The following is a 22,308-nucleotide window of genomic DNA, read 5'->3' as shown; positions in this document are numbered from 1 at the left end:
GTAATTAAACCGCAAAGTGTGTAGAATTCTATATTTTCGCAGTGAAACATTTTCTAAAACATGAAAAAACTCTTATTACTTTTTCTTTTAAGTAGCTCCACCGCATATGCGCAGCGCAATTTTACTATTGATGAAACAGTTTTTGGACCAAGTAAATTTGCACCAAAGACTATTTATGGTATTCAATGGGCTAAAAATATGGATGTTTTCACGCACCTTGACCAAAGCTACCAACAACTTATTGCCAGAAGTGCTAAAGAAAATTGGTCGGAAAAGGTTATTGCGAACGCAGATGACCTAAAAGCTGCTTTAAATAAAGTAATCACAACAGAAAAATTCACTTTGAGAGGATTTCCCTCTTCATACAAATGGGTAGATACAGACCATATCAAATTTCAGTTACCTACGGAAAAGACACTTTTTGATATTACCTACAATACAAAAACTAAATCTGCTATGGTAACTAAGTCAATTCCTAATGGATTAACAAACGCTGAATTAAACACCCATACAGCTTATTTAGTAGGTAGTAATATTGAAATATTAACCGCTGAAGGACAAAAAATTCAAGTTACTAAGGACACGATGGATGGCATTGTAAACGGCAGCGATTATACACATCGTCAGGAATTTGGTATTCATAAAGGCATGTGGTGGTCTCCAAACGGAAAGCAGTTGTTGTATTACCGAAAGGATGAAACGATGGTAACTAAATATCCTTTACCGCAATGGGATGCGCGTGTGGCTACTGTCAATTACATCCGCTACCCAATGGCGGGCATGAAATCCGAAGAAGTGACTTTAGTCGTTTTCAATACAGAAACTCAATCCTACACTACTTTAAAAACGGGTGAGCCGAAAGAACAGTATCTAACTTCAGTTACCTGGGATCCAAATAATGAATTTGTATATGTAGGTGTATTGAACCGTGGTCAAGATCATCTCAAATTAAACCAGTACAACGCCAAAACTGGTGATTTTGTAAAAACTCTTTTTGAAGAAAAATCCTCAACTTGGGTAGAACCGCAACACGAATTAATCTTTTTGCCAAATGCCAAAAACCAATTCCTTTACCAAACAGACAAGGATGGTTTCAATCAATTGTACTTATACAATACAGATGGTAAATTGATAAAACATTTGGGTTATCAAGAAGTAATAGTAGAAGATTTCAAAGGATTTAATGTAGCAGGTACAAAAGCATATTATGTAGGTGCGACCAACAAAGGATTAGAACGTCACCTCTATGAAGTAGAAATTAAATCTGGTAAAACTACACAATTGACCAAAACAAACGGGGTGCATAACGCAACTGTAAGTCCAACCGGAAAATATGTGTTGGACCAATACAGTAATTTGACTACTCCTAATAAAATTCAGGTGCTTGAAACTAAAAATAGTCAAAGCAAATCCATTTTCGAAGCAGAGAACCCATTTGCAGGACAGATTAATTTACCGAAGATAGAGTTCAAAGAATTTTTGTCACCTGACGGAAAAACGCCTTTGAATGCACGTATCACCTACCCTGCTAATTTTGATCCAACACAAAAATACCCTGTAATGGTATATCTATACGGTGGATCGCATGCGCAATTAGTTACCGACAGATGGTTGGGCGGTGTAGGCTATTTTGATTTGTACATGGCTCAAAATGGTTATTTGGTCTTTACTTTAGACAATCGTGGGTCAGATGCAAGAGGACGCGACTTTACCAGAGTAACACATAGAAATTTGGGTGAAGCCGAAATGGCGGACCAGCTCGTAGGTTTTGACTACCTGAAATCTTTACCGTATGTAGATAAGGAAAATATGGGAATCTTTGGCTGGAGTTATGGTGGATATATGACTACATCATTGATGACCAAACACAATGCTACATTCAAAGCTGCTGTCGCAGGTGGTCCAGTTATCGATTGGAAATATTACGAAGTCATGTACGGCGAACGTTATATGGATACGCCTCAAGAAAATCCAGAGGGTTACAAAAAGACTTCTCTATTGGACAAAGTGGATAGACTGAAAGGAAATCTATTGGTTATTCATGGTGCTCAAGATCCTGTCGTTGTGCAACAGCATAGCATGGATTTCATTGAACAATGTATCAAAAAAGGCATTCAAGTGGATTATTTCTTATATCCATCGCACGAACATAATGTACGCGGAAAAGACCGAGTGCATATGTATGATAAGATTGCAAAATACTTTGATTTGCATTTAAAGAAATAAGAATTCAGAAACCTTACAAAATTTGTAAGGTTTCTTCATTTAAGGACATTGTTTTGACAATAAATAATCCTAATTTATTCATGATTTTAAAAAATAAATATATAACTTTGCACTCCGACAAAGCAGTCGGAATACACTTCTCTATAAAGGCATTTCTTCCGCTTTGCAAACAGCAACAAATAGTATATTTAAACTTTTTGATTTAATAAATAATGCCAAGAAACACCTCCATTAACTCCGTTTTAATCATAGGTTCTGGTCCTATTGTTATCGGACAAGCGTGTGAATTTGATTACTCTGGATCTCAAGCTGCCCTATCTTTGAAAGAAGAAGGTATCGAAGTTTCGATAATCAACTCAAACCCTGCAACTATTATGACTGACCCAGTTGTTGCAGACCATGTTTATTTATTACCACTTACATGCGAAAGTATTGAGCAAATTCTTCAAGAACAAAAAATTGACGCGGTATTGCCTACAATGGGTGGTCAAACTGCGTTGAACTTATGTATTGAAGCTTCCAATCGCGGACTTTGGGAAAAATACAACGTTCAAGTAATCGGTGTTGATGTTGCCGCTATCGAAAAGACTGAAAACCGTGAAGAATTCCGTCAATTAATGGTAGATATCGGTGTGGGTGTAGCTAAATCAAAAATTGCTAACTCATTCTTAGAAGGTAAAGAAGCTGCACAAGAAATCGGATATCCATTGGTAATTCGTCCTTCGTACACATTAGCAGGTACTGGTGGTGGTTTCGTACACAAGAAAGAAGAATTCGATGCTGCTTTAAATAGAGGTTTACACGCATCTCCTACACATGAGGTATTGGTAGAGCAAGCTGTTTTGGGTTGGAAAGAGTTTGAGTTGGAATTGTTACGTGATAAAAATGATAACGTAATCATTATCTGTACGATCGAGAACTTTGACCCAATGGGTATTCATACAGGTGACTCCATCACAGTAGCTCCAGGTATGACTTTATCGGATAAGTGTTACCAAGATATGCGTAATCAAGCTATCAAGATGATGCGTTCTATCGGTAACTTCGCAGGTGGTTGTAACGTTCAATTCTCTGTAAATCCAGAAAACGAAGAAATCATTGCTATCGAAATCAACCCTCGTGTATCGCGTTCTTCTGCTTTAGCATCAAAAGCAACGGGTTACCCAATTGCTAAAATCGCAGCTAAATTGGCTATCGGTTACAACTTGGATGAGTTACAAAACCAAATCACTAAAACAACATCTGCATACTTCGAGCCTACTTTAGACTACGTTATCGTAAAAGTTCCTCGTTTCAACTTTGATAAATTCAAAGGTGCCAACAAAGAATTAGGTCTTCAGATGAAGGCTGTAGGTGAAGTAATGGCAATCGGCCGTACATTCATCGAAGCATTGCAAAAAGCGGCGCAATCATTAGAAACTGGCCGTGCGGGTCTAGGTGCTGATGGTCGTCAATTACGCAACTTAGAAGAGATTATGCACAGTTTAGAGCATCCAAGCTCTGACCGTCTTTTCCATATCAAAGATGCTTTCGAATTAGGTGTTCCTTTGGAATCTATCCGTAAAGCAACTTTAATCGACAAATGGTTCTTAGTTCAGATCCAAGAATTGGTTCAATTAGAAACTGAATTACGTCGTTACCAATTATCGAATATTCCTCGCGATTTCTTCATGACATTGAAACAAAAAGGATATTCGGATCAACAAATCGCTTGGTTATTAGGTAACGTCACTGAGGATGAAGTTTACGATCGTCGTAAAGAATTAGGCATCAACCGTGTGTACAAAATGGTGGACACATGTGCTGCTGAGTTCCAAGCACAAACTCCTTACTACTACTCTACTTTCGAAACTGAAAACGAGTCTATCGTATCAGATAAAAAGAAAATCATTGTATTAGGTTCTGGTCCTAACCGTATCGGTCAAGGTATCGAATTCGATTACTCTTGTGTACACGGTTTATTAGCAGCTAAAGAATGTGGTTACGAAGCGATCATGGTTAACTGTAACCCTGAGACAGTTTCTACAGACTTCAACATGGCTGATAAATTATACTTCGAGCCTGTATTCTGGGAGCACGTACGTGAGATCATCGAATTAGAGAAACCTGAAGGTGTTATCGTTCAATTAGGTGGTCAGACAGCATTAAAAATGGCTGATCGTCTAGAGAAATTAGGTGTGAAAATCATCGGTACATCTTTCGAAAACATGGACTTAGCAGAAGACCGTGGTCGTTTCTCTGACTTATTGAAAGATTTAGATATTCCTTATCCAAAATATGGCGTAGCGACTTCAGCAGAAGAAGCTATTCAAGTGGCGAATGAAGTAGGTTACCCAGTGTTGGTACGTCCTTCATACGTTTTGGGTGGTCAAGGTATGAGCATCGTGATCAACGATGAAGACTTGGAAAAAGCAGTGGTGAACTTGCTTAAAAACCTTCCAGGTAACCATATCTTGATTGACCACTTCTTAGATAGAGCCGAAGAAGCTGAATCAGATTCAATCTGTGACGGTGAAGATGTTCACATCATCGGTATGATGGAGCACATTGAGCCTGCAGGTATCCACTCGGGTGACTCTTCAGCAGTATTGCCTCCATTCAGCTTGTCTCAAGCCGTACAAGACAAAATGGAAGAATACTCTATCAAATTAGCGAAAGCTTTAAATGTAAGAGGATTATTAAATATTCAGTTTGCTATCAAAGGTGAAAACGTATACGTAATCGAGGCTAACCCTCGTGCATCTCGTACAGTTCCTTTCATCGCTAAAGCATACGATGTTCCTTACATCAATATCGCTACAAAAGTAATGTTAGGTGCTAACAAATTGAAAGATTTCACTATCGAGCGCAAATTAACAGGATGGGCTATCAAAGAACCGGTATTCTCATTCTCTAAATTCCCTGAAGTAGACAAACAATTAGGTCCTGAAATGAAATCTACTGGTGAAGCAATCCGCTTTATCAAAGATCTTCAAGACCCTTACTTTAGAGAATTAGTATCTAAAAAATCAATGTTCTTGAACGCACAATAAGCATACAAGAAATATTATAAAAAGGAACTCCCTCGCAAGCAATTGTTAGGGAGTTTTTGTTTAAAGAGTTATTAAAAAGATATTAGTCAATTTGTTATCTTTATAAATTACTCTAAAAGCACTAATCAATGGTCTAATTGTTATACTCTATTACAATGTAATTATTGTAATATGTTTGATTGTGGATATAAAATGACTTATTAAAAAAATAGACACTAATAGAAAATATGAAATTTAATCTTCCCACTCCTTGGACTAATAAAGAATTTGAAATTGATACTTTACCAGAATTAATTTATTTAGTTGGTCCGAATGGCTCAGGGAAAAGTAGATTTTCTGAAGCTCTACAACCTCATTTAGAAAACTGCAGAACATTGTCAGCAGACCGATTATGGATTGTCTGCAAAGCATAATGGTTTTGATAATGTAATGGGAAATCCAATGTTTCATACAGGATTTAACAAAGACCAGTTTGAACATTATGGACTGTCTAGCAAAAAACTTGGTTACGGTTTTGATGCTTTTATTCTATTAGAAGAACGATATGATCTAAGAATACAAATTGAGGCTACATTATCTCAACTTTTAAATAGAGATATTAAAATGGAGTGGGATTCAGGAAGATTAAATCCTGTTGCGTATAATAAAATTTCTGAAAAATCGTATAAGTTACATAAAGATGAATGTCACGGAATTAAAGAACTATTAATACTACTTACTCATTTGTATAATGATGAGAATGAATCTCTAATTATAGATGAACCTGAATTAAACTTACATCCTCAATATCAATCATTCCTAATTAATGAAATTAAAAAGGTCTTGCACAATCCAAGATTTAGGAAAAAGAATATTGTACTAATTACTCATTCACCATTCATACTTGATTTAAAATCTACAGATGATTTAAAATCCGTGATTTCCTTTAATTCAACTTTTGATACTCCTGCACATATTGGAAATATAGCAGAAGAAAAATTAAAATTATTTGGAGGTTTAGTAGCTAACTTAAATGTTCATCACAAACAATTATTCTTTGCTGACTTTCCAATATTTGTTGAAGGTATTTTTGACTCAATGTTTTTCCAAGCCTTGCAAAATAAACGAGGAATATCTTTAGAAGGTGCCGGAAGTTGTTTAATTGATGTAGGTGGTAATGATAAAATCGCTCAATATTTTTATTTGACTCAATCACTAGGTAAAAAAGCATATTTCGTTTATGACTTAGATAGCCTCTTTACTCAAAAAATTAAGACAAAGTGCTGATTCTTCAGATTTAGCAAAAGAATATTTAGCTTCAATCGGAGCAAGTGAGACATTTCAAGATGCTTGCTCGGATCTTGAAAAAACAATTAAAACACAAATTGATAAAATTATAAATATTACAGATATAGCGTCAGAATTCTATGAATTTCAAAAGTATTTAATTACATTAAACTCATCTTCAGATAAAAATAAGTGGAAAAAACTCAGAACTTCATTATTGATCGAAATTCAAACTAATAGGGAAAATTTGGAAAAAATATTAACTAAAAACTCTATTACGTTAATAAAACAAAAATTACAAAATATATCAGATGCCTTAAAAACTAATAGAGTTTTTTTGCTAAATAATGGAGCATTAGAAAACTATTTACCTGAATATACAGGAAATAAATTTAGAGTTTCTGAAGAATTAAAGAGGAAAACTGTTGAGTCTGAAATAGATATTATGCAAAATTTAACCGAAGAAGAGTTAGCTAATAGATATACTGATTTGTATGTTTTATCCAATGAATTTCCTGCAATAAAACAAATAGATTACAGACTTCAAATCCAATCGTATGTTTCGGACATAGTATATAAAATTCAAAAAGGAATCTCATCTAAATCGATTATTTCTATAGATTCAATTGCAGGATATTTAGGAAATGAATGGAATTCCATTTTAAAAATTATTGAAATTGATTCGTTAGATATTAAAAACGAGGAAAATTATATATGCAATTTAAAAGTTTTGGACAAATGGGATATTGGAGAAATTAATGTCTCCTTTAACGAAAATACTAATCCTACTAAAATGAATTTAAATTAGTCATAACTAGGATTGATTTTTCATAAGCTCTATTACATTCTATAAAGTGTTTAATAGTAGATGTGGAGTTCATAAAAAAACAACAAGGATTCTACATTTTTAATTACATAACTTTATTAATTTATCTCCCTATCCATTGTGATTTATTTGATTTATATGCAAATATATAATACATATGTATAGATTTCTCCTTCGTCGAAATGACGATTTTGCTAAATATCCTTCACACATCGGAAACCTACATTATTGGTTGGGCTATTGATTTCGCCTTTGCCACGTCCTCCTGCTTTGTAGCGTTCGCAATAATTATCTACACAAAGAAATGAACCGCCACGCTGTACGCGTTTGACTAAGCCGGATTCTTGCGGATCGTGTGAATCCGATGGTCCTTTAGGATTTACTTTGGAAGCATTCGTAGCATAGCCAGATCTATAATAATCCGAACACCATTCCCAGACATTTCCGACCATATCGTATAAACCTATGGCATTTGCAGGAAAAGATTTAACTGGCGCCGTACCATCAAAACCATCTAATTTAGCATTCTTCTTCGGAAATGAACCTTGATAGGTATTTGCCATCCACTTGCCGTCTTTTTTGATTTCATTACCCCAGTAGAAAGTTTCATCATTATGATTTCCTGCTTTGGCTGCTAATTCCCATTCCGCCTCTGTAGGGAGACGCTTACCAGCCCATTTGGCATACGCTTCGGTATCTTCATAAGCGATATGAACTACAGGATGATTCTCTCTTCCCTTTATATCGCTTTTAGGACCTTCTGGATGTTTCCAACAAGCTCCAGGAATATATTCCCACCATGACAAAGGATCGTTTAAATCACGAGCTTTTAGATTACCAACAAAAACTGCTGATCCAGCTACCAGCATCGCAGGATCTACTCCTGGAAATTCTTTGGGATCTAATGGTCTTTCTGCTACAGTTACGTAATTAGTCTCTGAAACAAATTGCGCAAATTGCGCATTGGTGACTTCATGTTCATCAATATAAAAGGAACTGACCTCTACTTCTTGTTTTGGCTGCGCGTCTTGAAAATAATCCGAACCTATTGTGAATTTAGCCCCTTGAACCAATACCATCAGAACCGAATCCTTACCTGAAATAATATCTTGTTGTGCTTTTGCTACTGATCGACTTGGTACATTTTCCATTGCACAAGAAGCACCTTCATCCATTTTAGTAGAATTTTTATTTTCCTTTTGCTGACAAGAAAGCACAATTAGAACCAGTAACAAATAGCTGAATTTCATATTAATATCACTAAAGTACTAAAATAAAAAAAGGCTCCAAGAAAACTATCCTGAAGCCAAAATATTAATTACATCTACCAATTACACACTTAACTGATTGCTTTTCGCATCTTTCTTCGCACGAATACCTGTATTTCCACCACCCTTCAATGTTAATTCAAGCGGTTTGTTTGAAATCCATGCACCTTGAGTAAAGTCTGGGAATTCTACTGTTTTACCTTTTTTCGTAGATTCTACACTCAAAGGAACAATAGCACTCCACGCTGCTGCATCATAAACATCTTGATCCAACGCCAATCCATTACGCAAACAGTCGATTAGTCTCCAATCCATCATAAAGTCCATACCACCGTGACCACCAACTTTCTTAGCTTGTTCACCGATATATTTTACGATTTCAGGCGTATATTGATCACGCAATTTGTTTAATTCCTCTTCAGGAAGAAAATCATGACCATTATGATGAGATTTTAAGCTGACACCAATTTTAGGGTATTTCTCACAAAAACCTTTAGTACCGCTCAACATGTGAATACGAGAATACGGACGAGGAGAAGTTACATCATGTTGAATCATGATCGTTTTTCCTTTTTGCGTACGAATCAATGTAGTATTCATATTACCTCTATATTCAGCACCTACGAATTGACCGTAAGTTGCAGGATCTTTCTCCGCCAAACGTTTAGCTTCTTCGCCCATATGGAAATCGTTTGAAGCAACGTTTACTAATGAAGTCATTACGTCACCACGGTTGATATTCATACATTGTGCTACTGGACCTATACCATGCGTAGGGTATAAGTTACCGTGGAAACGGATATTTTCTTTCAATCTCCAGAAATCATCGTAATATGTTTTGCTGAAATTCAAATCCAATAGGTCGTGGATATAAGCACCTTCAGCATGGATAATTTCTCCAAATACACCTGCACGAGCCATGTTCAATGTTTGCAATTCGAAGAAGTCATAACAACAGTTCTCCAACATCATACAGTGTTTTCTAGTTTCTTCGGATGTACGAACTACTTTCCAACAATCTTCTACCGTCAAACCAATAGGCACTTCACAAGCTACGTGCGCACCTGATTTCATACCTTCGATACTCATCTCTGTATGGTAATCCCAAGGTGTACAGATATATAATAAATCAATTTTCACTGATTTCAACATCTCTCTCCAACCATCTTCTCCAGAAAAACCAGCTGGTTTTTTCAAACCTTTACTTACTACCGCATTTTGGTGCTTCGTAACTCTATCCGCATGTTTATCACATACCGCAACAATCTCAGCGCCTTCAATGAATGTATATCTATCTACTGCACCTGTACCTCTATTACCCAAACCCACAAATGCGACACGTACTTTATCCAATTTTGGTGCTGCGTATCCTGACATATTGAATCTAGGCGCTTCAGCCGCTTTCACATGTAATGAAGGCAAAGTAATCGCTGTAGCTGAAAGTAATGATGCCTTTTTGAGAAAATCTCTTCTATTTGTACTCATAAAAATTTGATTTATAAATCTTTGTCTTAAATTAAGGGGGCACGAAGCCCCCCTAAAAATCACCTATATTAAAACAAACTAAACAGTCAATATTCAAGAAAACCAATGCTTATCTTTTCTTAGGTTTTCAAGGATTATCGATAATGTTCTTCTTATTATCTTTAACAAGTATAATTCATAATTATCAGATTATAAAATCATTCATAAACGCAAACGTTTGTCCAATTTTACGAATTCGATTGTCTATTTCGTTTGTTACAATTCGATTTTCCCAATCAATTCCATCAGTAAAGTTTCGGATAATTTAGCTTGCGTTTGGGCAGAATTAAATCTAGATACTGCATTTATAAAGTTCTCCTGCGCATCACGAAATTCAACAGCACTCACCGTACCTATTTTATATTTTTCTAAAGTAATGTTCATATTTTGTCGGGCAATCTGCTCATTCTTCTCTTCCAACTCTACCAGAGCAAGATTCGTTATATAAAGATTGTAAGCTTGAGAAATTTCGGTTTCAATCTGCAGATTTGTTTGGTTGATTTGCAAATCAGCGTTTTCAATACGCAGCTTTGCAATACGTTCGTTTCTTCGTTGGTTAAAACCATCAAAGATATTAACCGAAGCAGTAACACCATAGGTCAAGCCACGCGATTTGGATTGAGCTACGAAACCCAAGCTAGATTCCGATTCAGAAAAATTATATCCACCATTCAATCGAACTGTAGGATAACGGTTGGCTCTTATTGTTTTCTCTTCCAACTCGGCTAATCTTCTATTGATACTAATTAATATCAAATCTGGATTGCTGGACTTCGCTTGTTCTAATAAGTTACCAAGCGTCAGTGATTGATCAATATGCACTTCTCGTACCACTTGAAACTCTTGTTGCAAATCGCGAGCTAAAAGATTATTCAGCGCGATTTTTAAATTCTTAACTACGTTTGCCTGCTTGATGCGATTCGATTCATCGGTATTCAGATTGACCTGAACATTCAATACTTCTAATCGTGATGCCTTACCAATAGAAAATCTATTTTCGGCTGTACGCAATCTTTCTTGCGAAATCACGATACTCGAATCCATTGCGGAAAGCAGATTTTGTTGCTCTACGATTGTATAATAAGTAGATATCACATCCGAAATTCGTGTTACTACAGAACGCTGCAATTCTGCTTCGCCTTGCTTTTGTAATTCCTTCAAAGTTTCATAGCGCGAAAACATTCCCAGTCCATCAAATACAGTCCATCCCACACTAACACCGTAATTCAAACTATTGTTCTTGGCATTATCCAAAGCGCGTACCTCACCCGAAATCTGTGTCTGGTTAGAATTTGAAACACTATTGCTTTGTGTAAAATTACCTGTCACCGTCGGCAGCATGCCCGCATTTCCAGGTGTCACATTCTCTTGCGCTACTTTTAAATTATTTTGAAATAATTTGATATCATAATTATTTTCTAAAGCTATAGCTATGGCATCTCTGACGGTAAGTAGCTCTTGTGCCTTACTCATATTTGCACATAACAATAGACAAGCTATTATTTTATATACCCTTCTTCTCATACTAATCTTCAATATTATCAAACTCAGGTCTATGTTTTCTTGGACGCGACATCATCAGATAGAATCCTGGAATCACAAATAATGTCAATATCAGTGAAAACATCGTTCCGCCTACAATTACAACCCCCATCCCTATTCTACTCGTAGAAGCGGCTCCCAATGATAAGGCGATAGGCAAAGCACCGAACGCAATAGCCAAGGAAGTCATTAGAATAGGTCTTAAACGAGATTCTGCAGCTTCTACTACAGCGTTATATTTGTCCATTCCTTGTTCACGCAAATGGTTTGCAAACTCCACAATCAAAATACCGTTTTTGGTTACCAAACCAATCAGCATAATGGTACCAATCTGACTGAATATATTCCAAGTCTGACCAAATAGCCACAGCGAAAATAACGCTCCCGCTACCGCTAAAGGCACGGTAATAATTATAATAATAGGATCTGTAAAACTTTCGAACTGTGCTGCCAATATCAAGAATATTAATAATACCGCTAAGCCAAAAGCAAACATGGTATTCGAACCACTTTCTACAAAATCGCGCGATTCACCACCCAAATCTGTTGTAAATGTTTCATCCAATACTTTGGAGCGAATACGTTCCATCGCCTGTATTCCATCTCCCATACTACGTCCCGGTGCCAAACCAGCTGAAACTGTCGCCGACATATAACGATTATTGTGATACAATTGCGGAGGACTGCTTCGCTCTTCTAATTCTACAATATTGCTCAGTTGAATGAGTTCACCTCTATTATTTTTCACATAAATAGCTGCTAAATTATTTGGAGTCGCTCTATCTTTACGATCAAATTGTCCCATCACTTGATATTGCTTTCCATTCATCATGAAATAGCCAAAGCGTTGACCTGAAAGAGACATTTGCAATGTCTGCGCTACATCCAATACTGAGACTCCTAAAGCTTGTGCTTTTTCTCTATCAATCGTTACATAAATTTCAGGCTTGTTGAATTTCAAATTCACATCCGTAATAGAGAAAGTTGGGTCTTGCGACAATTCTTCCATAAAAAGTGGAATTTTCTCTTCCAATTGTTGAAAATTTTGTGCCTGAATAATGTATTGAATAGGCATACCACCACGTCTGTTTACAGAAATGGTTGGCTGTTGGGATACAGCCACACGTGCTTCCGAGAATCTACGAGACAATTTAGTCAAATCATTGGCAATTTCTTCCTGAGTGCGATCACGTTCGTCAGGATTTACTAATCCCAAACGCACCATACCACTATTTACCGATGCAGAACCAAATCCTGGAGAAGTAATTACTAAACTGACTTTTTTCTCTGGTACTGAATCATTAATTAGCATTGTTAGATCCGTCATAAATTTATCCATGTAATCATAGGATACACCCTCCGGAGCTGTGACACGAACATTCAAATAACTACGATCGTCATAAGGAGCTGTTTCTTTTGGCAAAAGTTGAAAGAATAAATAAATTAACCCAAAACAGCCAATCAGAATAGCAAAGCTTAACCATTTGAACCGAAGAAATCCTTTTAATGAATTCGCATATTCTGTATTCAATGCCACAAAATATTTTTCGGTACGCTCATAGAATTTACTTTTCTTCTGTTCACCACCTTTCATTAAATATGCATTTAGCATTGGGGTTAATGTCAGGGAAACGAAAGCTGAAATCAGTACCGCTGCCCCGATTACGACACCAAACTCGCGGAATAATCGTCCTACGAATCCTTCTAAGAATATTACGGGTAAGAAAACAGCAGCTAGTGTAATGGAGATCGATATGACCGCAAAGAAAATTTCATTCGAACCTTTTATAGCAGCTTCTATGGGCGACATCCCCTCTTCTACTTTCTTAAAGATATTTTCCGTTACTACAATACCATCATCCACCACCAAACCGGTAGCCAGTACAATAGCTAACAAAGTCAATACATTGATAGAGAAGCCACACAAATACATGATGAAAAATGTAGCAATTAAAGATACTGGAATATCGATAAGTGGACGGAAGGCGATGGACCAATTTCGGAAGAAGATATAAATAATAATTACGACGAGTACAACTGCAATAATAAGTGTTTCTAATACTTCTAATACGGACTTTTTAACAAATTGCGTGTTATCAATCGCAATATTCATTTCATAGCCTTCGGGCAAGTCATTCTGCAATTTGTCAAATTCTTTGTAGAAGCTATTGGCAATTTCAAGGTAATTAGTTCCTGGTTGAGGAATAACCGCCAAACTCACCATTGGGAATCCCGAATCAGACATTTTTGTCTCAAAATTTTCGGCCTCTAAAGCGGCTTTACCAATATCACCCAATCTAACGACTTTAGTCTGATCAGCGCGGATAATAATGTTATTGAATTGTTCCTCCGTAGAAAGATTACCAATAGTCTTTACTGTCAATTCGGTATTAGCTCCCGTCAGTTTACCAGAGGGTAATTCCACATTTTGGCTGTTCAGCGCATTGCGCACATCCATTACCGTTATTCCGTAAGAAGCTAATTTGGTTGGATCGATCCAAAGACGCATAGCGAACTTTTTTTGTCCCCAAATTTGAACTGAACTTACGCCCGGAATAGTTTGTAAACGCTGTGAAACCACATTTTCGGCGTAATCCGAAAGCTCCAACACATTATGCGTACGACTTTGTAATGTCATGGATATAATCGGTTCCGAATCTGCATCTGCTTTGGAAACTACCGGAGCGGCATCAATATCTTGTGGTAAGCTACGCATAGCTTGGGAAACTTTATCACGAACATCATTCGCTGCCGCTTCCAAATCTTTATCTAAATTAAATTCAATGTTGATATTACTTGACCCCTGCGAACTTGTCGAAGTGATGTTACGAATACCATCAATGGAATTGATAGCCTTTTCTAATGGTTCGGTGATTTGGGATTCAATAATATCTGGATTGGCTCCAGCATAGCTTGTTCGAACCGAAATTTGCGCTGGGTCAATGGATGGAAATTCACGTACACCTAAAAAAGTATAGCCGATTATTCCAAATAATATCAACATCAGGTTCATGACAATAGTCAGAACCGGACGTTTTATACTTAGTGTGGATAAACTCATCTTTTCTTCGCTTAACGTAAAATAACCTGAACTGGAGAACCATCACGCAACGACATCACGCCTGACGTTAAAATCGTATCTCCTTCCACCAATCCTTTTGTAATCAATACATCTGCATCTGTACGTCCTCCTGTTTCCACGATTACCTCTTTGGCTTTACCATCGCGCAAAACAAATATCTTTTTACCATTTTGAATCGGAATTAATGATTCTGCTGGAACTAATAAACCATTCTCAACAGTTTCCAGCGGGAAAGTCACATTCGCAAAAGCTCCAGGAATTAATTTATTGCTACCTCCTTGACCAATTGCTTTTACCAACAATGTACGTGTATTCGCTTCTATTACTGGCTCAATAGCATACACCGATGCAGAGAATTTCTGTTCGTCTCCTTGAATGGAAAACTCTACACGACTACCTTTATTTACCATATAAGCATAACGTTCAGGTATGGAGAAAAGTAATTTTACTTGTGCTGTATTGGCAAGATTTGCTATCACGGTAGCAGGTGTAATATAACTGCCTTTAGAAATATTACGAAGACCTATTTTACCTGAAAAAGGAGCGCGCACCAAAGTTTTACTCAACTGCGCATTGATCAGTTGAATTTGAGATTCAGCTGTACGAAAATCTGCTGAAGAAATATCATATTCTTCTTGGCTAATAGCTTCTTTTTCTAATAATAATTTTGCTCGGCGCGCATTTTCACCTGCAAGCTCTGAACGCGTACGAGCTTGTGCTAACTGCGCTCTTAGTTCTGCATCATTGATTTTTATCAATACTTGACCTGCAGAAACGGAGCTTCCTTCCTGGAAGTTTAAAGACTCCACAATACCCGAAACTTCAGAATGCAATTCCACCACTTCATTCGCTTCTATAGAACCACTTAATGAAAGGTAATCCGCAAAAGGTTGCCCTTGTACCACCCTACCGTATACTTTATTGCCTCCACCACGGCTTCCGCCACCTCCAGCAGATTTATTTGCTTCTTCTTTTTTTGTGTTCGTAATAATACGATACGTCACTAATCCAATAATAATTAATAGTCCTATGCTTAGAAATATAATGGCTTTTTTGCTCATAAGTTTAGATATATTTAGCCCTAAAAAATGGAAATACAAGATAAAGCTATTTAAGCAAAGAACATGTAAAAATCTGGATATAAATAAGATTTGCCTTTCAAGATTCATTATTTACACTATTAATTAGGGCTTAAAATTTTAATCTAAATACTAAAATCCTCCAAAAAATATCAACAAAAAAAAAGCCCTCTATCAAATCGACAGAGGGCTTTGCGTAAAAATCTATTTGTAAAATTATTTTTAATAATTATTCTCCGCTAATAATTCCGCATCGGTAACTTCTTCATGCATGGTATAATAAGCTATTTCACCTAAGTGCGTGTATGTAGTCGTACCGTTAGCTTTCAAAATCATCAAACGATGAAATTTAGCTTCGTAATTCGCACCAAAATCAACCATTTTTTCCTCCGTATAAGGCTCAATAGGTAGGCCGTCACGTGAAGTCCATACACGTTCCCATGTAGCTCCATCATTTGAAATTTCGAGAGCAAATTGTGTTGGTCTTCCTGAGGCATTCGTGGATTGTCGGAAAAAGTACTTCACAGCTCCAATTTTCTTAGGAGTTTCGGATTTTAAAGTAATCCAGTGAGGTAAATTAGCAACGCCTGAAGACCATGCGGTGTGCCAAAAGGTATTTTTATTACCATCCACCAAATTCACTTTAGGTCCTTCCGTAGTCTCTTGGGTATAGGTGTCTAGCATATCAGCATTAACTCCTTCTACCTTCGTCAACTGATCCGAATAGTAAACTACTTTATTAGGTCTTCGGATAGGTCTTACAGCCTCTGTTACTAATTCACTTGGACCGTATATTTTACCAGAACTATTTAAGTTAACTGTTTTCACTTTGAACGTGTACTCCAATTTATTTAAAAGTCCTTCTACAACTAACGAGTCTGTGTATTTAGAAACTGGTACACTAATAATTTCACCTTTTTTCTCATAACTAACCTCCACATAATTAAAACCACTATCTGAAGGCAAAGTCCATTTGATAACTGCACCACCTACAATAGGTTTTGCGGTAACATTGCTTACTTCTGAAGGTATTGATAAACCTTCTGCTCCATCTTCTTTAGAACAGCTTGTCAAAGCAGCTATCAATAATCCTGTATATAATAATCTTTTCATTAGTATCTTATTTTGATTAGTAACCAATATTTTGAACAATATTTGGATTCTTGTTAATATCAGCTGTTGGAATTGGCATTAGATAGAAAGCTGGGGTTCTGAAATTTCTTACAAATTGAACCGTTGTAACATTAAAGAATTCCGCATCTGTAGTACCTTGGATGTTCATCCCTTTAGCTTGCGTACCTAGAGGTTGTTCTGCTTCCATCCATCTTCTCAAATCCCAGAATCTATGATTCTCCAAATAGAATTCAATCGAACGTTCTTGTCTTACGATACTACGCAATTGGGCTTGAGTAGTAGCACCACCAATTGGTCCCCATGCTTCATCTATTGTAGGTATTCCAGCACGTTTACGTACTTTATCAATATAAGTTTTCGCCAATGTAATGTTGCTAGCATCATATTCGATTAATGCTTCAGCATAGGATAAATATAACTCAGCTAAACGCACCAAAGGCCAAGGATAAGATTCTGCAATCGTTGGTTGTGCTTCAATATTTTGGTTTGCACCAAATTTAGGACTAACACCTTTTTTATTTAAATATCCTGTTGGTGAATAGTTGTTAGAACGACCTTTGATACCATGATCATCATTTTTTCTAAACATTGTTTTCACCTCTTGAATACCACCTGGTCTCAATATTTCATAATTACCATTGTGGTAGGCAATCCACGCATTGAAGCGAGGCTCGCGGTGCAAGTTAAGGTTTAGCGTATTTCCTCCTAATGGAGATGTTCCTACACCGTAGCGATTGCTATAATTATACGCTGGATCTTTGTCGATTGGAAGACCATTTTCTGTATAGAATAATTCTACCATAGATAATGTTGGCGAAACACCATTGTAAGCTCCTGGGCTATAGAATGGAGTACTCTTATTTTGGAAATCATAAATACCTTCTCTGCGTGTATCTGTCCAGATAAGTTCATTAGATTCTTTATCAACAAAAGTATAGCGCAAGTCTTTTTCAACTTGTTTTGCTGGTAAGCCAGTCATTGTAGAATTTGCATATAAGCCATATCCTTGACCCTCTGCCAAGTCAATTACTTCTTTGTACGCATCAATCGCTTTTTTCCATTTTTCTCTATCATAGTTCGTTGGAATCAAATTGTTGCCTGATTTATCTACGAAGTCCGCATAGAAACTTGTTTTTAAGCCTCCACCACCGTTGAACAAAGGTGATGCAGCATACAACAACATACGTGCTTTGATAGCTTTTGCAGCTAAACTTGTCGCTAAACCGTATTCATTACCCACTCTTTTGGCAGGTAAGCTTGCAGCTGCTTCGTCTAATTTTGTAACTACAAAATCTACAGACTCCTCATAAGTGCTTCTCGCTTTATACGTATCCGAAGCTTGGTTAACATCCTCTACTCCATTAATCAAGATTACTGGACCATACATTCTCACTAATAAGAAGTGGTAGTATCCAATCAAGAAGTTTGCTTGTGCTTTGTAATCTGCTTTTTTGTCTTCTGATAAGCCAGGAACTTTATCAATATTATCCACCAAAATATATGTTTGACGAATTCCTTTGTACAACGTTCCCCAATATGATATCACCGGGTTAGAAGCTGTAAAAGTTCCTTTAGGAAATTGAGCAAAAGTCTCATGTTCAAAAGATGTGATCACCTCATCCGTAGTCATTAAGTCTATAGATGATTGTCCCACTCTGACAGCAGGCAAATAGTTATAACATGAATATAAAAATCTTTCTGCCGCAAATTCATCCACGAAAGCATCCTCTTCTGTTGGTCTTTCATCTGGAACGACATCCAAAAAGCTAGAACAACTGTAATTTAATGCAAGAAAAAGCACTAATATTACGTATATATAATTTCTCTTAATCATAATAATCTCTTCAATTAATTAAATGTCATTTGAACCCCAATATTCATTGTTCTTTGTGTAGGATAGCTTAATCCAGCTCCTCCACCTTGCTCTGGGTCCCAATATTTGAATTTTGAGAATGTAGCTAGATTTAACCCACTACAATAAAAACGAGCGAATTTATAAGAGTATCCTATCTCCGCATTTTTAAGCTTTAAGAATGCTCCATCTCTCATATAGTATGAAGAAACAGCTGTATTATTTGGATTATCAAGCTTGCTTAATTTTGGATAAGCTGCGTAAATATTAGGATTTGACTCGCTAAAGTGATCATCCGCAATGAATGTCAACACATTGCGCTGGTCAGATGTACCAAATGGATGGAATCCTGACATAAACAATGACGTATGAGCAGCACCTTGGAAGAATAAAGAGAAATCAAACTTTTTAAATTTGAATGAAGGACCAAAACCATATACAATTTCTGGCGTAGTAGGATATCCCATTCTAACACGGTCATCACTGTTTACCAAACCGTCATTATTGTAATCGGTATACTTAATGTCACCGCCTGAAACAAAACCACCTAATTGTTGAATAGGGCTATTCGCTACTTCGGCATCATCAATAAATAAACGTTCTGCAAGATACCCCAATTGTGTGTTGATAGGATAACCTGTATAGTTCAAATTTTTATTTACCGCAAAAGCCGGTTCGTCATAATCAGTAATCACATTGTGCGCATATGTAAACGTACCTTTCAAGGCCATGGATAAATCAGAAGTGATCTGTTTGAAATAATCAGCTGATATATCGATACCCTTTGCTGACACACGACCCAAGTTTCCATAGATAGTCGTACCACTCGTTCCTAAATAATCTGGAATTGTTTGACGAGATAAGAAGATATTACGACGATCCTCTTTGTACACATCAAATACAAAGTTCAAAGAGTTAAATAATCCTAACTCAATAGCTGCATTGTATTGTTCTGAAATTTCCCATGTAATATTTGGGTTGGAGAAACGATTATAACTAGGTCCACTACGCGTATAATCTTGCGTAATACCTGTCGTAAAAGATTGAGATGTCAAGTTGATATCAGACAAATAAACAAAACGCTCTGAACCAATCTGATCATTACCTGCTAATCCCCAAGAACCTCTTAATTTCAAATGATGAATCTTATCTTTTAAAGGCTCAAAGAAATTTTCGTTGCTAATATTGTAACCTACACCGAATGATGGGAAGAAGCCGAACTTACTTCCTTTTGCAAAATTTTCCGAACCGTTGTATCCGAATGTACCTTGGAATAAATATCTATTATCATAGCTATAAGATAATCTTCCTGAATACGACATAGATCTTTTTGGCAATGAATTTATCAAACTACCACCCGCATTGTTTACGTTGTAATCTGTTTGGTAGTACACCAACACACCACTCACATCATGCAAATCAAAAGTTCGTTGGTAATTTAAACCCGCCTGAAAATATAATGATCTATCACCTTCTGTACCTGTTCCTGTACCCAGAGTTTCAGATTGTACAGATCCTACACGACCTAATGAATAAATATATTTTCCATCTGCATCAACACTATAATTTAAGATTTCATAATTGTTGACACCACGGCTTCTTGATGTCGTTGTTGACGACCAGTTTTTGAAAGACATCAATCCATTTGCACTCAAACCTTTTGTCAAGAAGTCCAAACTTTGAGTCAAATCTAAAGTTGCCATTACTGTACTTTGAAAGTTAGATGAATAACCATCTACCATCCAAGCATAAGGGTTTATAAATCCATTATTATAACGTCCACCTGTTTTACCACCAAACAAAAATCCTTCTGGGAATTGTTCATTATTTGGAAAAAACACTGGAAAATCAACTGGATTGGCATTAATCGCATTGGAGAATATATCACTAACACTTCTATTTGGTCCTTTATAATCTCTTAATTGCGTATTTAACTTCAATGAAGCTTTTGTAGTAGGCGTTAGTTGTGCAAACAAGTTATTTTGAAAAGTATAACGATTAACTTTGATGTTATTGCTATAACTATTTACATCTGATGAACGCAACATACCATCATCCATGTTTAAAGTTGCACTCATAAAGTAATCCACTTTGGCACCACCACCCTGCACGTTAGCATTCAAAGCTCTTCCTTGCGCATTCTTTTTAAACATTTCTGCATACCAATTTACATCTGGGAATACTAAAGGATCTAGTCCATTACGAGTACCTTCTATTTTGTCTTTAGTATACAAGATTTCGCCAGTACCTCTCGCATTTACAGCCTCATTATACAATTCCATGAAACGAGTACCATCTACAAATTTAGGCACACGAATTGGCGTGTTGATTGCATTTTCAAGGCGGATATTTATTCGGGCTTTATCTAAATTTTTACCTCGTTTTGTAGTTACGATCATTACGCCATTCGCTCCTTTAGTACCATACATCGCTGTAGCGTTGGCATCTTTCAAAATAGAAAAACTTTCAATAGCTTCTGGGGCGATAGCATTTAAATCTCCAGTCGAAGCGGGCACACCATCAATAATAATCAAAGGTGAATTGATACCGCTGAAAGTAGATATTCCTCTTATGTAAAAAGTAGATCCATCAGCTCCTGGCTCTCCCGAACGTTGAAAAGCGACAACTCCCGCCAATTTACCTGCAATAGCGTTAGACAAATTAGCAGTTGGAATTTTTAATTCTTCAGGTTTAACACTAGTGATCGATCCTACTAATGTTGACTTTTTTTGTTGTCCAGCCAAACCCGTAACAGTCACTTCTTCTAGACCTCTTACATCTTTTTCTAATGTTATTTCAATATTACCTTTAGAATCGATAACAACTCTTTCTTCCAAATATCCGATTAAAGATAAAACTAGCGTTTCACCTTTTTGGACGTTAATCACAAATCGACCATTCGCGTCTGTACTCGTACGGATGTTTTTGTTAAGCACCGACACCGTTACACCTTGTAACGCTTTGTTCTCAGCATCCGTAACTTTCCCCGTTATCAAATTCTGTTGCGCGACAAATTCAACATGCGCTCTTTCTGAAATTGTATACGCAGAAACATTGTTTACAGCCACTAATGCCAATACAGCCACACAAGCTGTTTTTAATTTAGTCGGTCTGAAACAATGATTTACACTTTCGTACAAATCTCCTTTTAGTAACTGCTTTACCATAGTAGTGTTAAAAAATAATTGGTACTTCAATGCTGTAAAATACAGGCATAATTCCATGCATGCAAAAGCTTGATTAACGAAATCGGTTGCGCAAAAATGCGCAACCGATTTCGTAATTTTATTTGTAACAATATGTATCTTATTTAAAATTTTTAGTAAAAATAGTTTAAAATATGAAAAATTTATACTATTGAATCTGTTATTAATAAATGATGTATAATTAACTAAAAATAAATGAGTTAGAAAAGAAATTATAGTAAGCTTATCTAATACTAAAAACTCCAAAACCGCATAAACAAGCATAAAAAGA

General features: G+C 36.4%; 13 protein-coding genes. 5 read left to right on the top strand and 8 right to left on the bottom strand.

The window, feature by feature from the left end; genetic code table 11:
• Nucleotides 1–60 precede the first annotated feature (60 nt).
• The 5 genes from G5B32_RS12285 (at nt 61) to G5B32_RS12265 (ending at nt 7,332) form a co-directional block, all read left to right on the top strand.
• On the top strand, nt 61–2,226 hold the full coding sequence (locus tag G5B32_RS12285) for a S9 family peptidase (protein ID WP_165291826.1): 2,166 nt from the start codon (nt 61–63) through the stop codon (nt 2,224–2,226).
• 212 nt (nt 2,227–2,438) lie between these two features.
• The gene (gene carB, locus G5B32_RS12280; protein WP_165291825.1) at nt 2,439–5,258 is read left to right on the top strand and encodes a carbamoyl-phosphate synthase large subunit; all 2,820 of its coding nucleotides are present in this window, start codon (nt 2,439–2,441) and stop codon (nt 5,256–5,258) included.
• 227 nt (nt 5,259–5,485) lie between these two features.
• A complete protein-coding gene (locus tag G5B32_RS12275; protein WP_165291824.1) occupies nt 5,486–5,671 on the top strand; it encodes an ATP-binding protein in 186 nt (61 codons plus the stop codon).
• Complete coding sequence (locus G5B32_RS12270; protein ID WP_165291823.1) at nt 5,655–6,524, top strand: ATP-dependent nuclease; 870 nt, start codon at nt 5,655–5,657, stop codon at nt 6,522–6,524. Before G5B32_RS12275 ends, G5B32_RS12270 begins: the two co-directional genes overlap by 17 nt.
• A 247-nt stretch (nt 6,525–6,771) precedes the next feature.
• Nucleotides 6,772–7,332 (top strand): hypothetical protein, encoded by a 561-nt coding sequence (locus tag G5B32_RS12265; protein WP_165291822.1) that lies wholly within the window; start codon nt 6,772–6,774, stop codon nt 7,330–7,332.
• A 212-nt stretch (nt 7,333–7,544) separates the two neighbouring features.
• Here G5B32_RS12265 and G5B32_RS12260 read toward each other — a convergent pair whose 3' ends face one another.
• The 8 genes from G5B32_RS12260 to G5B32_RS12225 all read right to left on the bottom strand — a co-directional run bounded on the left by G5B32_RS12260 (nt 7,545) and on the right by G5B32_RS12225 (nt 21,998).
• Nucleotides 7,545–8,600, bottom strand: coding sequence for a formylglycine-generating enzyme family protein (locus G5B32_RS12260; protein WP_165291821.1), 1,056 nt, complete (start codon nt 8,598–8,600; stop codon nt 7,545–7,547).
• Between the two features lie 81 nt (nt 8,601–8,681).
• Entirely contained in the window at nt 8,682–10,103 is a 1,422-nt protein-coding gene (locus tag G5B32_RS12255) for a Gfo/Idh/MocA family protein (protein ID WP_165291820.1), read from the bottom strand.
• 255 nt (nt 10,104–10,358) lie between these two features.
• Entirely contained in the window at nt 10,359–11,615 is a 1,257-nt protein-coding gene (locus G5B32_RS12250) for a TolC family protein (protein WP_206366891.1), read from the bottom strand.
• Nucleotides 11,616–11,667: 52 nt separating this feature from the next.
• On the bottom strand, nt 11,668–14,745 hold the full coding sequence (locus G5B32_RS12245; protein ID WP_165291818.1) for an efflux RND transporter permease subunit: 3,078 nt from the start codon (nt 14,743–14,745) through the stop codon (nt 11,668–11,670).
• An 11-nt stretch (nt 14,746–14,756) separates the two neighbouring features.
• Nucleotides 14,757–15,827: an efflux RND transporter periplasmic adaptor subunit gene (locus G5B32_RS12240; RefSeq protein ID WP_165291817.1), complete on the bottom strand. Its 1,071-nt coding sequence runs from the start codon at nt 15,825–15,827 to the stop codon at nt 14,757–14,759.
• A gap of 240 nt (nt 15,828–16,067) precedes the next feature.
• The gene (locus G5B32_RS12235) at nt 16,068–16,958 is read right to left on the bottom strand and encodes a DUF4959 domain-containing protein (protein ID WP_165291816.1); all 891 of its coding nucleotides are present in this window, start codon (nt 16,956–16,958) and stop codon (nt 16,068–16,070) included.
• Nucleotides 16,959–16,974: 16 nt separating this feature from the next.
• Nucleotides 16,975–18,813 (bottom strand): RagB/SusD family nutrient uptake outer membrane protein, encoded by a 1,839-nt coding sequence (locus G5B32_RS12230; RefSeq protein WP_165291815.1) that lies wholly within the window; start codon nt 18,811–18,813, stop codon nt 16,975–16,977.
• Between the two features lie 14 nt (nt 18,814–18,827).
• Entirely contained in the window at nt 18,828–21,998 is a 3,171-nt protein-coding gene (locus G5B32_RS12225) for a SusC/RagA family TonB-linked outer membrane protein (protein WP_240899060.1), read from the bottom strand.
• Nucleotides 21,999–22,308 lie beyond the last annotated feature (310 nt).

Source organism: Sphingobacterium sp. SGL-16 (assembly GCF_011043515.1).
In the GTDB taxonomy this organism is placed as follows: Bacteria; Bacteroidota; Bacteroidia; order Sphingobacteriales; family Sphingobacteriaceae; genus Sphingobacterium; species Sphingobacterium litopenaei.
This window is presented reverse-complemented; position numbering and strand designations above follow the sequence as displayed.

Bases quoted from the DNA above. Each gene is read 5' to 3' on its own strand.
- G5B32_RS12235 (WP_165291816.1), bottom strand. From the start codon at position 16,958: ATGAAAAGATTATTATATACAGGATTATTGATAGCTGCTTTGACAAGC.
- G5B32_RS12230 (WP_165291815.1), bottom strand. From the start codon at position 18,813: ATGATTAAGAGAAATTATATATACGTAATATTAGTGCTTTTTCTTGCA.
- G5B32_RS12245 (WP_165291818.1), bottom strand. From the start codon at position 14,745: ATGAGTTTATCCACACTAAGTATAAAACGTCCGGTTCTGACTATTGTC.
- carB (WP_165291825.1), top strand. From the start codon at position 2,439: ATGCCAAGAAACACCTCCATTAACTCCGTTTTAATCATAGGTTCTGGT.
- G5B32_RS12225 (WP_240899060.1), bottom strand. From the start codon at position 21,998: ATGGTAAAGCAGTTACTAAAAGGAGATTTGTACGAAAGTGTAAATCAT.
- G5B32_RS12255 (WP_165291820.1), bottom strand. From the start codon at position 10,103: ATGAGTACAAATAGAAGAGATTTTCTCAAAAAGGCATCATTACTTTCA.
- G5B32_RS12250 (WP_206366891.1), bottom strand. From the start codon at position 11,615: ATGAGTAAGGCACAAGAGCTACTTACCGTCAGAGATGCCATAGCTATA.
- G5B32_RS12240 (WP_165291817.1), bottom strand. From the start codon at position 15,827: ATGAGCAAAAAAGCCATTATATTTCTAAGCATAGGACTATTAATTATT.
- G5B32_RS12275 (WP_165291824.1), top strand. From the start codon at position 5,486: ATGAAATTTAATCTTCCCACTCCTTGGACTAATAAAGAATTTGAAATT.
- G5B32_RS12285 (WP_165291826.1), top strand. From the start codon at position 61: ATGAAAAAACTCTTATTACTTTTTCTTTTAAGTAGCTCCACCGCATAT.
- G5B32_RS12260 (WP_165291821.1), bottom strand. From the start codon at position 8,600: ATGAAATTCAGCTATTTGTTACTGGTTCTAATTGTGCTTTCTTGTCAG.